The organism is Corynebacterium sp. HMSC077G07 (assembly GCF_001809225.1).
GTDB classification, from domain to species: domain Bacteria; phylum Actinomycetota; class Actinomycetes; order Mycobacteriales; family Mycobacteriaceae; genus Corynebacterium; species Corynebacterium jeikeium_D.
Window position 1 is genome coordinate 69,944 of sequence record NZ_KV796545.1, and the last position, 14,974, is coordinate 84,917.

Genomic DNA, 14,974 nt, shown 5'->3' on the forward strand with positions numbered 1-14,974 from the left:
ATGAATACGTGAGCAATAAACCCAATGAAGGCGAAGAGTGGACTGCGCAGTCCGAAAAAGACGCTATCGATCACGTAATGGGATCGGAGCCTCTGCGTATAGAACAGTCTCTGTCTATCCCCTCCGACGCCCATAAGTCAGCGGCAACGCAACCGGATCTGCCGGAAGATGCTGAAAACCTCGATGAGCTTATGAGCGAAAACGACGCCGAATCCATCGACCGCGCCGACGTCATTGGCGAGGGTGCCCGGTGGTTCGCAGGTTGGTGCCTGCGTTTCCTCATCACCGCAGCGGCGCTGTACGTCAGCGCTATGATTCTGGGAAAGATTTGGGCTGGCGTTCTGCCGATTCTGTTGGCCCTGATTGTCTCCACGGTGCTGGCTCCGCCCGCCGTGTTCCTGATGAAACACCGCTGGCCCCGCGCACTCTCCGCACTGACGGTCATCCTAGGCGCGCTGGCGCTGCTTGGCGGCGTCGTCGCGTTCCTCGCACCGACTGTGCAGTCGCAGTTCCCCGAATTGCGTCGCCAGTTCACAGATGGCATTCAAGAAGTCCAGAACATCATTCAGGCCCCGCCATTTAACGTCAAGGATGAACAAATCCTCGACGCTCTGGACCAGGGTTCCCAATGGCTCCAGGAGCGCTCCGGCGATATCGCCAACACAGTCTTCCAAGGCATCTCGGTGGTCTCTTCGGTCGCCGTAACCTTGATGGCAATGCTGGTGCTGACGTTCTTCTTCATCAAGGACGGCCAGGACTTCCTGCCATGGCTCCGCCGCCTGACCGGACGTCGCCTCGGCTGGCATCTCACGGAGGTACTCACCCGCTCCTGGAACACGCTGTCGGGCTACATCCGCACGCAGGCTATCGTTTCGCTTATCGACGCGGTCTTCATCGGTGCCGGTCTTGCGATTTTGAATGTGCCGCTGGCAATGGTCCTGGCCGTGGTGACTTTCTTCGCTGGCTTCATTCCTATTGTCGGCGCGTTCACCGCCGGCTTCATTGCGGTGGTTGTCGCACTTGTTGCCAACGGCCTGACCACAGCAATCTTTGTCTTGCTCATCATCATTGCCGTCCAGCAGATTGAGGGCAACATCCTCTCGCCGATTCTGCAGTCCAAGGCTATGGACCTGCACGCCGCAATCGTCCTGTTGGTGGTTCTGCTCGGTGGCGGTATCTTCGGCATCATCGGCGCTTTCCTGGCTGTGCCAGTCACTGCAGTCGTCGCGGTCTGGTTCCGCTACCTCGGCGACCTCACGGATTTGCGAACGGGTGACAAGACCGCAAAGGACATCGAGTTCGCCACGGATGCCGGATCAATCTCCGGCATTCAGATTGAAGCTGCCGGCCGTGCGATGCGCGACCGACTGGCTTCGTTCCGTCTGGGCAGTGATGACTCCGACAGCTCCGCGGAGAGCGCTGTGAAGGCAGATGCTCGCACCGCCGGTAAAGTTTCCCCCGATGCTGGTCCGACCAAGCAGGAAGAGGGAGCGATGACCAAGGCCTTCCACAAGGTCACTGAAGTCGTCTCCGGGCCTTTCTCTAAGAAAAACAAGTAGGGCGAGATTCCAAGACACGGGCAGGCTCTTATACCGGGCTTGCCCGTTTTTATCACTAATAACCGGTAGGATACGCATTCGTGTCGAACAGATCAGCAATAACCCGTAAAGGCAGTGGGAACAAACCCCTGCTTCCACGCGTGCCAATGTTTGTGCCGCCGTTGCTGATGCTTCTGGCCGGAGTTTTTGGTTTGCTCTTTTCTGTTCCCAACGGTTCGCTTGGCAAGCCCTACTTCATTGCTTTTGCCGTGGCTGCTGTGGCCGGAACACTGTTGGTGGTTCCTCGCGGCCTGGTAGTTACCGTCGCTCAAATCCCCATTTTGTTCGCGCTTGTCACGTTTTTCACAGCGTGGTTTACCGGTTCTCTCGCCGATCCCGAAAATGGTGGCGCGACCGCGACGACCTCTAAACGCGCTCGCCTGGTGACCTCGGCATATCCCATCATCCAGCAGTTCCCGTGGCTGCTGATCTTGATGATCATCTGTGTCATCATCGCAGTATGGCGTTACCTCGAAATCACCCGCACCCAGGAGAAATCCCTCAACACCCAGCGCAAGGCCGCTAAACAGCGCCAGCATCGTGACGAAGCCGCTGTCGAATCCAGCTCTCAGGTGCGCCGTCGTCTCGCCGAATCTGATCGCCGCGTAGCTTCTCGCTCTCAGGAACGCCCTGCTTCACGACGTCCCGCTGCGGACATTATCCGAGATGCCGAAGCTCGCCGCCAGGCGCGCCAGCAGGCTGCACGCTCTCGGCAGGAGACTTCTCGTTCTGGTGCCCGACCGGCAGCGAGCGCCAGCTCGGCATCGCGCAACGCCGAGCAACTGCGTGAGCGACCAGTTGACCGCTCTGGGGAGCGCGCCCAGCAGCGCTCGAATTTCGCCCAGCGGGCCCAGCAGCCAACATCCCGTTGGCAGTCTCGCCCGCATCCGGGCCAGGCGCAGTTCACTCAGGATTCCACTTCGCCAAACTCGACCAGACAGCAGCCTCGTCGTCCGATTGAACGGCCAAACGCACCGCAGCGGCCAACGCAGGAGTTTCCCCGTCGTCAAGCGGCAGGAACGGCACGGATGTGGGGAGAACGGTCTTCGCCGGAGTCTCGGTCCGAAAAGCCTCAACAGAGCCCCGCACGCCCGGGGAGCAACCACCGTCGCACCGAGGAGTGGCCACCGCGACAGCAGCGCCCTCGCCAGGAGCGCATAACCGGGCGCGATACCAGGTCTCGTTACCGCAAGTAGCTCGGACTTGCACCTTACCGTCACAGTTGCCCACAGGCAGATTTAGCCTGTGGGCAACGTGCGTTTATTAGCAGGGCAATCCGCGCCATCGTGTAAGTGTTGATGTATGTCGAAATTGGAAACGTCGGCCGAGAAACCGGTTCAGGTTCGACGCCTGAACCAGTTAGTCAAGGACTACATTGAGCGCCTTGGACAGATTTGGGTCGAGGGGGAAATCGCCCAGGTCAACTCCAAGCCGAGCTGGAAGCTCTCCTACATCACTCTGCGTGACACCTCCGCGGAGTTTTCGGTGTCGGTGACTTGTTCTACGGCGGCTCTGCGCAATAATCCGTTGCGCAACGGCGACCGCGTAGTGGTTTTGGGCAAGCCTGCGTTTTATGCCGGGCGGGGGCAGTTTTCCCTGTGGGCTACGGAGTGGAGACCCGTGGGGTTGGGGCAACTATTGGCGCGGTTGGAACAGCTGCGCCAGGCGCTAGCGGCGGAAGGACTTTTTGATCCACGGCTGAAACGCCCTCTGCCCTATCTCCCCAACAAGATCGGGTTGATTACTGGTCGCGGTTCAGCGGCTGAACGCGATGTGCTTTCGGTCGCGGGCGCCCGCTGGCCCGAGGTGAGTTTCCGGGTAATCAACACGATTGTGCAGGGTGCCAAGGCTGTTCCGGAGATTATTGAGGCGCTTGCACAGCTCGACGCCGACCCGGAGGTTGATGTCATCATCGTCGCCCGTGGCGGTGGCAGTGTCGAAGATTTGCTGCCTTTTTCAGATGAGGCTCTGATTCGTGCGGTGAGTAAGGCGACAACACCGGTGGTTTCTGCAATCGGGCACGAGCCGGATACTCCGCTGTTGGATTACGTCGCTGATTTACGTGCTGCCACACCGACGGATGCGGCAAAGAAAACAGTGCCCGATGCTGCTGAGGAACGACGCCTCATTGCACAGCTGCGTGAGCGCTCCTCGGCATCTCTACGGCGATGGGTTGACCGTGAAGTAGCGACTCTGCGGGATTTGACGTCGCGGCCGGTACTGCGCGATCCGCTCACTCCCATCCGCGTGCGTGAAGAGTTTGTCACGGCGCAGGTTGATCGGCTGCGTTTTCTCATCCACCGCAGTCTGGAACGTGAGGAAGCCGTGGTATCGGGATTGCGCGGCAAGGTTTCAGCACTTGGCCCCTCTGCCACACTCGCTCGCGGCTATGCCATCGTGCAGGCACAATCGGCTACTCAGCCGGAACCACAGATTGTGACCTCTATTGCAGATGCTCCGATGGGTTCCCAACTGCGAATTCGCGTCAGTGACGGCTCCATCTCTGCAGCGACGCTAGCTACGAAGCCGGCGAATTAGTAAGCAATGACTTTTCCAACCTTGAAGCTTTAACTACTAAATGTGAAGGACGTATTCGCTAATGAATGACAATGTTTTCGGCGCGGGTCAGGCTCCCTCTTCGGAGGAACAGGTACCGGTGGAGAACCTGAGCTACGAGCAGGCTCGAGATGCGCTGGTCGAGACCGTCAAGCTCCTAGAACTCGGACAGATGAGCCTGGATGAATCCCTGGCGCTGTGGGAGCGAGGCGAGGCGCTGGCCCGCCGCTGCGAGGAGCATTTGGCTGGCGCACGGGCAAAGGTTGAAGCCGCCTTGGCCAGCAAGAATCAGGATGCCGCGGCTTCTGCCGAGAATGCGGGCGGTGAGGAATAAAAAGAGACGAGAAACGACCGTCAGTTCATATCGTTTCTCGTCTCTTCGTCGATAGCTGAGTTCAGCTATTTTATTCCCCTAGTTGGGATTACCCATCCTAGTGAGCGCTCGACTCGGCCTACTTTGCTGGTGCCGACGGCATCTCGGACGCAGTCGGCTGCGGCTGTGACGAATCCGGCATTGTCGCGTCCGGATCGATTGGCTCGGCCTTCTGCATAGCCGCCGCCAACTGTGTGAACTCCGCGTCGTTGGCAGTGCCCTCGATAATTGCGCGGGAGTCACCGAGGTCCCCAACCCATACGCGACGCACGTTGTCCTCAGCCGGCTCATACTTAGTCCAGGTTGTACCTTCCACGTCAGTAGTACCGTCCCGGAGACGGTTCTTACCATCATCCGGCAGCTGACCTGCTTCCGCATCTGTTTGCGTGACCTGAATGAATGCTCCGCTAGCGGTGACATAGCCAATAATGGTCGTCTGCTTCCCCGCCGCCATACCCGCGCGGGTCGAGTTTGAAGTCCAGCCCTCAGGCACCTTCGGCAGGCGAACTGGATAGTCCACGCGCCGAGCCTCCACGTTCACGAATGGGGCAGCATCGACTTCGTGCACCGGACCGTTTTCCGGCTTCCCGGGGTTAAAACTGCACAGGCCGGTAAAGCCAATGGTGACAGCCACCGCAAGAAACATCACCACGAGGGTGAGAATCATGTCTCGACTGTCCTGCAAAATCCTAGGTTTCTCATTCGCCACGCGCTCAAGTATGCCAAAGGCCCCGCAACGAACCTAGTCATCAGTCGTACCCGCACAGCTGCAGCTAGCAATACTTGATGACGGACGCTGTCGACGTCGTCAAGCGAACTGACGCCGGAACAAACTTTTGATAACCGCGTGATGTGGGGGTTTAGCCCTGAAACTCCCCCCACTTTGGCGCTGCGTCCACCCCCGAACACCAAAAAGGTGGAACACTAGTAACAGATGCAAAGGCGCTAAAACCGATGCGCCAAACATCAATCAATAGAAATTGTTGCAGCGCTAAACCCCAGTTTCCTGGCGTGGCGTCTCCCAGCACATTCTCAAACCTCAAAAGAGTTCTAAAAAACCACGGAAGGGCCAGAAGTCAATGAACGCCTCGAATCCTGAAGCACCAGATCGCAACCTTGCGATGGAGCTCGTCCGAGTTACTGAGTCCGCTGCACTGGCAGCTGGTCAGTGGGTCGGTCGTGGTCAGAAGGAAAAGGGCGACGGCGCTGCCGTCGATGCCATGCGTCAGCTCATCAACACCGTGGCTATGAACGGTGTCGTTGTTATTGGCGAGGGCGAAAAGGACGAAGCCCCGATGCTGTTCAACGGCGAAAAGGTCGGCAACGGCCAAGGTCCGGCCGTTGACATCGCGGTTGACCCGATTGACGGCACGACTCTGATGGCAGAGGGCCGCCCGAACTCTATCGCTGTTCTTGCTGCTGCAGACCGCGGCTCCATGTACGACCCGTCGGCTGTGTTCTACATGGATAAGATTGCTGTTGGCCCGGAGGCTGCCGGCAAGATTGACATCGAGGCTCCAGTTGAGCACAACATCAAGGTCGTTGCTAAGGCCAAGGGGCTGCGTCCGGAAGATGTCACTGTTGTCGTGCTGGATCGCCCGCGCCACGCTGACATGATTCGTGACATCCGCGAAGCTGGCGCCAAGGTTCGACTGATTGGCGATGGTGACGTTGCTGGCGCTGTTGCCGCAGCTCAGAACACGAACTCGGTCGATATCATGATGGGCGTCGGCGGCACCCCAGAAGGTGTCATCACCGCATGCGCCATGAAGTGTATGGGCGGCGAGATCCAGGGCAAACTGCACCCGCGCGATGAGGCTGAAATTAAGAAGGCTCTCGACGCTGGGCACGATCTTTCTCGTGTTCTGACCACCGATGACCTGGTCGCATCCGACAACTGCTACTTCGTTGCCACTGGTGTCACCAACGGCGACATGCTGCGCGGTGTCGCTTACCGCGGTAACGGCGCGTGGACCCGCTCGCTGGTTATGCGCTCCAAGTCCGGCACCATCCGCCGCATCGAGGCTTTCCACTCCCTGGAGAAGCTGCGCAAGTACGCCAGCATCGACTACGGCAAGGGCGAGATGCCTGACATCGATCTGTAAGTAACTACCCCTTTAGTGGTGCCCTCAGGGCACCACTTTTTTAACAAACTGATTCATACTTGAAGATGAATGCGCTAACGGTTCTGCATCGCATGAAAATTGCATGCGCAATGAGGGGCCGTTCTGCGCGCACTCAAGTTCCCCTAACTGAAAGAGGCAACGAATGACAGAGCAGCAGTTCCGCATCGAGCACGACACCATGGGCGAGGTTAAGGTTCCGGTTAACGCCCTGTGGCGCGCACAGACTCAGCGTGCAGTTGAGAACTTCCCGATTTCCGGCCGTCCGCTGGAGTCTGCACAGATTCGCGCTATGGGTCTGCTGAAGGCAGCTTGCGCCATCGTCAACAAGGAGCGCGGCCTGCTGTCTGCTGAGCAGGCAGATGCCATCGTCGCCGCTGCCAAGGAAATTGCCGAAGGCAAGCACGATGCTGAGTTCCCGATTGACGTCTTCCAGACCGGTTCGGGCACTTCTTCCAACATGAACACCAACGAAGTCATTGCGTCCATCGCAAAGGCCAACGGCGTTGAGGTTCACCCGAATGACCACGTCAACATGGGTCAGTCTTCCAACGACACCTTCCCGACTGCCACTCACGTCGCAGCAACCGAGGCAGCTGTCAAGGACCTCGTCCCGGGACTGAAGGTTCTGCAGGAGTCCCTGGCTAAGAAGGCCAAGGAATGGGAGACCGTTGTTAAGTCCGGCCGCACTCACCTGATGGACGCTGTCCCGGTGACCCTGGGTCAGGAGTTCTCCGGTTACGCCCGCCAGATTGAGGCTGGCATTGAGCGCATCGAGGCCACCCTGCCGCGTCTGGGCGAGCTGCCAATCGGTGGTACCGCTGTTGGCACCGGCCTGAACACCCCGGCGGACTTCGGTGCCAAGGTCACCGCTGAGCTCGTCGAACTGACCGGCATCAAGGAGCTGCGCGAGGCTCAGAACCACTTCGAGGCTCAGGCTAACCGCGATGCCCTGGTCGAATTCTCCGGCGCTATGCGCACCGTCGCAGTCTCCCTGAACAAGATCGCTAACGACATTCGCTGGATGGGCTCCGGCCCGCTGACCGGCCTTGCTGAGATTCACCTGCCGGATCTGCAGCCGGGTTCCTCCATCATGCCGGGTAAGGTCAACCCGGTTCTGTGCGAGACTGCCACCCAGGTCGCAGCGCAGGTTCTGGGCAACGACACCGCTGTTGAGTTTGCTGGCGCTAACGGCGCATTCGAGCTGAACGTCTTCATCCCGGTCATGGCACGTAACGTGCTGGAGTCCGCTAAGCTGCTGGCGAACACCGCACGCGTCTTCGCCGAGAAGCTGGTGGACGGCATCGAGCCGAACGTTGAGCGTATGAAGACTCTGGCTGAGTCCTCCCCGTCGATTGTGACCCCGCTGAACTCCGCCATCGGCTACGAGAACGCAGCTAAGGTCGCTAAGACTGCTCTGAAGGAAGGTAAGACCATCCGTCAGACTGTTATCGACATGGGCTTCGTCGACGGCGAGAAGCTGACCGAGGAAGAGCTGGACAAGCGCCTCGACGTGCTGGCAATGGCCAACACTGATCGTGACTAGTTCTTTCTGAACTCGAAGGTGTGAGAGCACCTTACGCATAAGACCCCGTAGTCTCACTTCGCTGAAAGACTTCGGGGTCTACTATTTTTCCTTAACGTCGGACAAGTTTCAGAGAGTGACTAACTATTCCCACCTATCGCCACACCATCGCATTTCCTCGCCGTTGCGTCGCCGAGTGGTTCTCCCGCCCAGGCGCTGTCACCCGCCTAACACCGGGGCTTCTCCCGATGTCACCGAAATCCGAATCCGCCAACCTCGCCGACGGCACGACCGTATTCTCCATGCCGGCTGGCCTCAAATGGATTGCACGTCACGACCCGGCCGGTTTCCTCCCCGGCCAGAGATTCATTGACGAAGTCACCAGCGAGCCCTTTCGCCGCATCACGGGGTGGAAGCACACCCACGTTCTCTCCGATACTCCGCTTGACGACGGCAGCGCTGGCACGGTTTTAGAGGACACCGTTGACACCAAGGTTCCGGTACCCGGGTTGGATTCGATGTTCGCCTACCGTGCTACGAAGGTTGCTGGCGACCTTGCGGCCGTCGATAGGCTTTCGGAGTATTTGGGGCATGTGCCGGAGCCGCTGACAGTGGCGATCAGTGGAGCTACGGGGACCGTCGGAACGCAGCTGCGCGCGCTACTGACCACGGCCGGACATGAGGTGATTTTGCTGGTGCGCTCACGTGAACAGACGGGTGTGGACAAGCGATATTGGGATACTGCGGCACCCGCAGCTGACTTGCTGGAGGGAGTCGACGCGGTCATCCATCTGGCCGGCGCACCGATTGCGGGGCGCTTCACGGAGGCGCATCTTCGAAAGGTTCGCCATTCCCGTGTCGAACCAACGCGAGCTCTGGCAAAGCTCGTTGCATCTACTGACAGCGTGAAGGTCGCGGTTGGAGCGTCGGCGGTGGGGTTCTACGGTGCGGATCGTGGCCCAGAGGTGCTCACCGAGGACGCTGGCCCTGGCGCGGAAGCGCAGCGTTACGACGGCAGCGCCGCCGCGGACAGTCTCTCGGCTATCGTGCGCGATTGGGAAAATGCATGGGATCCCGCTCGCGATGCAGGCAAGCGGGTCGTAAACGTCCGTACTGGTCTCGTGCTTGCTGGTGGCGGCGGACTCTTGCCGCTACTAGCGGGCGTGGTGTTCACCGGACTTGGAGGAAGATTGGGGTCGGGCGAGCAGTGGTTCCCGTGGATTGCTTTGGACGACCTGTTGGACATCTATCACCGGTCGTTGGCAGATTCCGGCCTTGCCGGACCTGTCAATGCGGTGGTGCCACTGGCTTTCGGAGTGAATAATGCGGAGTTCACGAGGGTATTGGGAGAGGTCTTGCACCGCCCGACGGCGGTTCCGATTCCTTCACTGGGGCCTGCAGTACTGCTGGGCAAACGCGGTGCTGCGGAGTTGGCTCTCGCGAATCAGAGAGTAGAGGCAGCAGCGCTGCAAAAGGCGGGGCACAGGTTCCGCTTCACTTCGCTTAACGACGCCCTGCGCCACGAGCTATTGATGGAGAGGTAGCCTTCCACCGTGCCTACACAAAACACGAAGGTTGTGTAATTGAATGGCGCGTTGCGACTATCAACAACCCGACCCCTGCGCCTGAGTCCACGGCATCCTGAACAACCCAAAGATGCTCTCTGCATAGGTACTTAAACACCTGTTGACTCATCAACTTGCCATCACATTGCACTCGGTGTAACTTTGCACCTCGTGCAAATTGATGAGAATACCTATCACAGATTGGATCCGGGCCAACACCCCGAGTGCGGTCTCCGGGAGCTCAAAAGGTTTCAAACACACTGCGCTTTGGCCGATGCCGCGACCGCCCTTGTGTTGGATCGCGGATACGACCAAGTCAACATCGAAGACATCTGTCAGCGGGTCAATATCAGTCGACGCACATTCTTCAATTACTTCGACTCCAAGGATCAAGCCATCTTCGGCAACGGCATCATGTCATTCGATGCTGACGATGAAGAGGTATTCCTCGCCCAAATTCACCAAGACCCCATCGCGGACATGCTCGATTTCATCGAGAAAAAGCAGCAATCCCAGCTACTCCGATATAAAGAGCTGGGGGCAACCGAAGAGTTTCACCGTCTGCTCAAGGAGCGTATCCGCGAGATTTTGCGCAATGAGCCAAAGCTATCGACGGTTGTCATTTCGAATTTTGGCAACTCAATGCGCCGCGTCCGTTCTGCCTTTGAGCGCTATTTCGAGATGAATCCACAGTCGCGCACGCACCCCGAGCTGCCCGTCGGGCACGAGGTAGCACTGTCGGTCGGTTTCGTCCGCGAATGCGTGCTGTACTCATCGGCTCATCGGGACGAATTCACAACAGATACACCGCTTCACGACGCCGCCGACGTCGTTAAAAATTTCTGGAGGAGGAATAGTGACAGCTAGCAACACCACTGCTCAAGATCAAACCGACACCACGGTTTCTGACAACAAGTCCCACTTGGGAATCATTTTCTTCGCGCTCATTCTCACTATGCTGATGAGCTCGCTGGGGCAGATGATTTTCGCCACCGCCCTGCCGACCATCGTCGGCGAGCTCGGCGGAGTTGACCACATGTCGTGGGTTATTTCTGCATTCCTGTTGGCACAGACTGTGGCAATGCCGATTGTCGGCAAGCTCGGTGACATGATTGGGCGCAAGGGCCTGTTCATGATGGGCATCGCGCTGTTCATGGTCGGTTCCGTCATGGGTGCAATCACCAACTCCATGAGCCTGCTCATCGCCGCCCGCGCTTTTCAGGGATTTGCTGGCGGTACATTGATGGTTTCCTCACAGGCCATCCTGGCCGAGGTTATTCCCGCACGCCAGCGCGGTAAGTACATGGGCATCATGGGTGCTGTGTTCGGCCTGAGTTCCGTGCTGGGACCAGTGCTGGGAGGCTGGTTCACCGACGGCCCGGGCTGGCGCTGGGGCCTGTGGATCAACGTCCCGATGGGCGTGGTTGCACTATCGGCAGCTGCAGCCTTCCTGAAGCTGCCCCGACGCCAGAGTGAAGGAAACTTCGACTACATCGGCACGATGTTCTTGACTGCCGCTGCCTCGACGCTAATTCTCACCACCACGTGGGGCGGTACACAGTACGACTGGAACTCCGGGGTCATCATCTCGCTTATCGTTGCCTCTGTCGTTTCCTGGGTGCTGTTCTTCCTCACCGAGACTCGCGTTTCCAACCCACTGATTCCGACGCACTTGTTTAATAACCGGAACTTCGTGCTCACGACTGTGTCGGGTCTCATTCTGGGTATCGCGATGTTCGGCACTATGGCCTATATTCCGACCTACCTGCAGATGGTGCACTCAATGTCACCGACCGCTGCAGGTTTGATGATGACGCCGATGATGGTCGGCATGCTGCTCACCTCAATTGGCGTTGGCCAGATTATTTCGCGGACTGGTAAGTATCGCTTCTACCCCTTCGTCGGCCTGATGATTATGGCTGTCTCCCTCTACTTGCTGTCCACGCTGGAGACCACCACCCCGCTGTGGCAGGTTGGTGTGTACCTGTTCATCATGGGCTTCGGCCTGGGCACCGGCATGCAGGTTCTGGTTCTCATCGTGCAGAACTCCTTCCCGGTCGCGATGGTCGGTACCGCTACCGCTGCGAATAACTTCTTCCGCCAGATTGGTGGTGCGGTCGGTTCCTCCATTGTGGGTTCGATTTTCATCCACAGCATGAAGGACCTGGCAGGCGAACGCGTTCCGGCGGCTATCGAACAGATCAAGGCCGCATCACCGGAGGCTGCAGCAGAGTTCGCAAAGCAGATGGGCCCGGAGGGCTTTTCCTCTAAGTCGATTGGTTCACTGACGCCGCACGTCCTAGATAGCATGCCGGCGCCAATCCACGAAGCGCTGATCTCCAGCTACAACGATGGTTTGACGCCGATCTTCTTGGTACTAATGCCAGTGATTATTCTGGCAGCAATCATTGTGTTCTTTGTTCGCGAGGATCCGTTGAAGGAAACCGTCGAATAATTAATTCGCGGGAGCCGCGGCTCCCGGCAGCTATGCCCCCACCTGGCCGTCGGCGCGGTCGAGCTTGTCCAGAATCGGACGGTTCGGCTCACCGGCGGCTTCTGCTTCTTCCTGGACGCGCTTCAGTGCGCGCTCCTCTGGCTTTTCCAGGAGCTTTTCCAAAATAATGACATCGCGCCACTGCCCCGCCATTGGGCCGTAGGTCATCTTTGCCATGTGGTGGTAAATCCCCACTTCACGGAAGCCGAGCTTTCGATGCAGCTTTAACGATCCCACATTCTCCGGGAAGACCCACGAGTGAATCGACCAGCAGTCGAGCTCCGTGGCATCGTCGATAAGCTTCTGCAGCAGCGTCGCCGCCAGCCCCATGCCCTGCCCGTCAGGATGGACGTAGATGGAGTCTTCGATGACGCCATTGAAAATCGGGCGCTTGGATACCGGCGCTGCCGATGCCCAAGCCAGAATCTTGTCCGGGTTTTCTGCGTCGACGGCGACGTAACACAAATCCACTCGTTTGAGTGCGATGAATTCGTCCCACTCGGGAGCGGAGTGCTCCCAGGACGCGTGCCCCGTATCCAGGCCAATCTCGTAGATCTCTTGGATCTGTGGATAGTCCTCTTCACGCATCATTCGAATCGTGAAATCGCGCTTCTTTTCAGCCATAACTACAAGTGTGGCTAATTTTTCCGCGCACGTCGAACGAAACGGCAAAAATATTGTAAAAAGATTACTTTCGCCTGCGCGGTCGACCGCTTCCACCGCTGCTTCGACGCCCGCTACGGCCACTGCGCGCATGCTTTACGACGGCCCCAGCGCGCTGCCGGCGGGCTTGCTTAGCAAGCGTCTTTTCTCTGGCCGACAACTTCTTCGGCTGCTCGTCAGCCTTCTTGCGCCCCAACTGCGTGCGTGTCGAGCCCTCCCTGCGCCCCTGGACAATGCCGACGAACTCCTGCCGGAGCTCGTCGTCCTCTACTTTCGGCCACACCAACCAAATAGCTGTCCGAGACAGCGGTTCCGTGGCGCCTTCCTCGGCCACCAAGTTCGATGAGGCCACCGCCTTCTTCGACAGCGCCTTCAAAATCGTGCGAGGTCCCACCACGACACCTGCACCAGTGGCCGCAACGGGCAGCATCTGTCGCAGCTCATCCGCATCCACGGAGGTCAGCAGCACAGTTTCGTCCGCCAACAGCTCCTCCGGCACGGACTCTGTGAGGGAGAACACGTGCTCTTTCTCGAAGGCCACGCCCCAGGCTTCGTCGTAAAGCCGGATGCGATGGAGCGACTCGGGCAGCGAGCTTTCGGACTCTAACCGAACCAGCGCCATGTCAGCGGCGCCGCCGACCAGGTCGGACATCGGATCGTCGGCGGCGTGGGTGTGCAGTGTTGCCGGAATCCGATCCCTAAAGCGGCGAAACCACTTCTCGGGACTGGTGCCGGTGGCGAACACGATGCGCAGGACGGCGGGTTCAGGAGTCGACATACTCCGCAAGGTTACTCGAATGGGGGCTAGCGTTGAACCCATGAAACCCCTAACCGCAGCCAAGAAACTTGGCATTTTCCTCCCGGCCACACCCGAGGAATTTCGCACTGGTGAGATTTCGCACGCGCAGTTTGCCGAACTGCAGTCCAATCCGCCGGAATGGCTCGCTGAGCTACGCCGCAACGGACCGCACCCGCGTCCAGAAGTTGCCCGCAAGCTGGGCATCACTATCACGGCGTTGAAGAAGAACGACATGGACAAGCCGCTGACAACGGCGGAGATTAAGGATTTGCTCGAGCAGATGCCGGAGTGGCTGGAGGCCGCTCGTGAGTCCATGGCGAAGCAGCGCGTGGAAGCCGCTGAGGCAGAGGCCAAGAAGGACGACGGCCCTGGTCGGGCTGCCGCTGAAGCTGCTCGCAACGCCGAGAAATAGCCGACACAGCTGACACGCCGACACAGCTGACACCTTCAAGGAGGATTCTCCCGTGGCCATCGACTACACCGCACATGCAATCAACCACAAGGACAACGGTACGGTTGTCCTGATTGGCTCGCTGGGCACCACACAGGAGATGTGGGAGCCCCAGGTAGCCGCTTTGAGCGAAAAGTACCAGGTCATCACGCCAGATGTCCGCGGCCATGGCGATTCCCCTATCCCCGAGGGTGAGTGGGACATGAGCCACTTGGCCGCCGACATCATCGAGGTCCTCGATGAGGAGGATGTTGACCGTGCACATTTTGTGGGACTATCTCTCGGCGGCGCTATCGCCCAGACCATCGCACTAGAACACGCCGATCGCGTGGTCAGTCTGACACTGTCGTCGACGGCGCCGAAATTCGGCACACCCGAGGCCTGGCAGGAAAAGGCCGAGCTCGTGCGCGACAAGGGCACGGTCGCGCTCGCGGACACTGTCGTCCGCAACTGGTTTACCGACGAGTGCTTCGACACTACCCCTGAGCTCCCCGCCCGCTTCCGCGACATGATCGCAGATTGCCCCGATGACGGCTACATCGGCGCCTGCGGAGCACTCTCTCGCTTCGACACCCGCGAGCGCCTCGCCGAGATCACCGCTCCGACGCTGGTCATCGCCGGTAAGCAGGACACCTCTACGTCTCTCGACGTCGTCACTTCGCTTCACGACGGCATCGCGGGCTCGACCATGGTCGTCATTTCGCCGGCCAAGCACCTGCTCAACCAGGAAACCCCGGAGTACTACAACTCGGCCCTGCTGGCGCACATTGATGGGATTGCCGACTAGCGCCTAATCGCGGGTTAAGTAAAGAAAAGTGTGTCCGCAT

14 protein-coding genes are annotated in these 14,974 nt (G+C 58.9%); 11 read left to right on the forward strand and 3 right to left on the reverse strand.

The window, feature by feature from the left end:
• Positions 1–8: 8 nt before the first annotated feature.
• From HMPREF2562_RS09415 to HMPREF2562_RS09430, 4 genes are all read left to right on the forward strand, one after another.
• Positions 9–1,559: an AI-2E family transporter gene (locus tag HMPREF2562_RS09415; protein WP_016423168.1), complete on the forward strand. Its 1,551-nt coding sequence runs from the start codon at positions 9–11 to the stop codon at positions 1,557–1,559.
• Positions 1,560–1,705: 146 nt separating this feature from the next.
• Entirely contained in the window at positions 1,706–2,794 is a 1,089-nt protein-coding gene (locus HMPREF2562_RS09420; RefSeq protein ID WP_224783738.1) for a DUF6542 domain-containing protein, read from the forward strand.
• A gap of 106 nt (positions 2,795–2,900) precedes the next feature.
• A complete protein-coding gene (gene xseA / locus HMPREF2562_RS09425; RefSeq protein WP_070429180.1) occupies positions 2,901–4,136 on the forward strand; it encodes an exodeoxyribonuclease VII large subunit in 1,236 nt (411 codons plus the stop codon).
• Positions 4,137–4,197: 61 nt separating this feature from the next.
• Positions 4,198–4,488, forward strand: a complete 291-nt coding sequence (locus HMPREF2562_RS09430) for an exodeoxyribonuclease VII small subunit (RefSeq protein ID WP_049181637.1) — start codon at positions 4,198–4,200, stop codon at positions 4,486–4,488.
• Between the two features lie 118 nt (positions 4,489–4,606).
• Here the strand turns inward: HMPREF2562_RS09430 and HMPREF2562_RS09435 are convergent, their stop codons facing one another.
• Entirely contained in the window at positions 4,607–5,236 is a 630-nt protein-coding gene (locus HMPREF2562_RS09435) for a DUF4245 domain-containing protein (protein ID WP_083295725.1), read from the reverse strand.
• A 370-nt stretch (positions 5,237–5,606) separates the two neighbouring features.
• On the opposite strand from HMPREF2562_RS09435, the gene glpX reads away from it, so the two are divergent.
• The 5 genes from glpX (at position 5,607) to HMPREF2562_RS09460 (ending at position 12,195) form a co-directional block, all read left to right on the forward strand.
• Entirely contained in the window at positions 5,607–6,632 is a 1,026-nt protein-coding gene (gene glpX / locus HMPREF2562_RS09440; RefSeq protein ID WP_005510610.1) for a class II fructose-bisphosphatase, read from the forward strand.
• A gap of 163 nt (positions 6,633–6,795) precedes the next feature.
• The gene (locus tag HMPREF2562_RS09445) at positions 6,796–8,196 is read left to right on the forward strand and encodes a class II fumarate hydratase (RefSeq protein ID WP_016423173.1); all 1,401 of its coding nucleotides are present in this window, start codon (positions 6,796–6,798) and stop codon (positions 8,194–8,196) included.
• Positions 8,197–8,423: 227 nt separating this feature from the next.
• Positions 8,424–9,719, forward strand: a complete 1,296-nt coding sequence (locus tag HMPREF2562_RS09450) for a TIGR01777 family oxidoreductase (RefSeq protein ID WP_239271768.1) — start codon at positions 8,424–8,426, stop codon at positions 9,717–9,719.
• Between the two features lie 192 nt (positions 9,720–9,911).
• Positions 9,912–10,607, forward strand: coding sequence for a TetR/AcrR family transcriptional regulator (locus tag HMPREF2562_RS09455; protein ID WP_049172273.1), 696 nt, complete (start codon positions 9,912–9,914; stop codon positions 10,605–10,607).
• Positions 10,597–12,195, forward strand: a complete 1,599-nt coding sequence (locus HMPREF2562_RS09460; protein WP_070549906.1) for an MDR family MFS transporter — start codon at positions 10,597–10,599, stop codon at positions 12,193–12,195. Before HMPREF2562_RS09455 ends, HMPREF2562_RS09460 begins: the two co-directional genes overlap by 11 nt.
• Positions 12,196–12,225: 30 nt before the next feature.
• Here the strand turns inward: HMPREF2562_RS09460 and HMPREF2562_RS09465 are convergent, their stop codons facing one another.
• Both HMPREF2562_RS09465 and HMPREF2562_RS09470 read right to left on the reverse strand, forming a co-directional pair.
• A complete protein-coding gene (locus HMPREF2562_RS09465; RefSeq protein WP_016423177.1) occupies positions 12,226–12,858 on the reverse strand; it encodes a GNAT family N-acetyltransferase in 633 nt (210 codons plus the stop codon).
• Between the two features lie 64 nt (positions 12,859–12,922).
• Entirely contained in the window at positions 12,923–13,675 is a 753-nt protein-coding gene (locus HMPREF2562_RS09470; protein WP_070549907.1) for a type 2 periplasmic-binding domain-containing protein, read from the reverse strand.
• Between the two features lie 40 nt (positions 13,676–13,715).
• Here HMPREF2562_RS09470 and HMPREF2562_RS09475 point away from each other — a divergent pair, with 40 nt between their 5' ends.
• Together HMPREF2562_RS09475 and HMPREF2562_RS09480 are read left to right on the forward strand one after the other, a co-directional pair.
• Positions 13,716–14,108, forward strand: coding sequence for a DUF5997 family protein (locus tag HMPREF2562_RS09475; protein WP_050773608.1), 393 nt, complete (start codon positions 13,716–13,718; stop codon positions 14,106–14,108).
• Between the two features lie 52 nt (positions 14,109–14,160).
• Positions 14,161–14,934, forward strand: a complete 774-nt coding sequence (locus tag HMPREF2562_RS09480; RefSeq protein WP_070549908.1) for an alpha/beta fold hydrolase — start codon at positions 14,161–14,163, stop codon at positions 14,932–14,934.
• Positions 14,935–14,974: the final 40 nt, after the last annotated feature.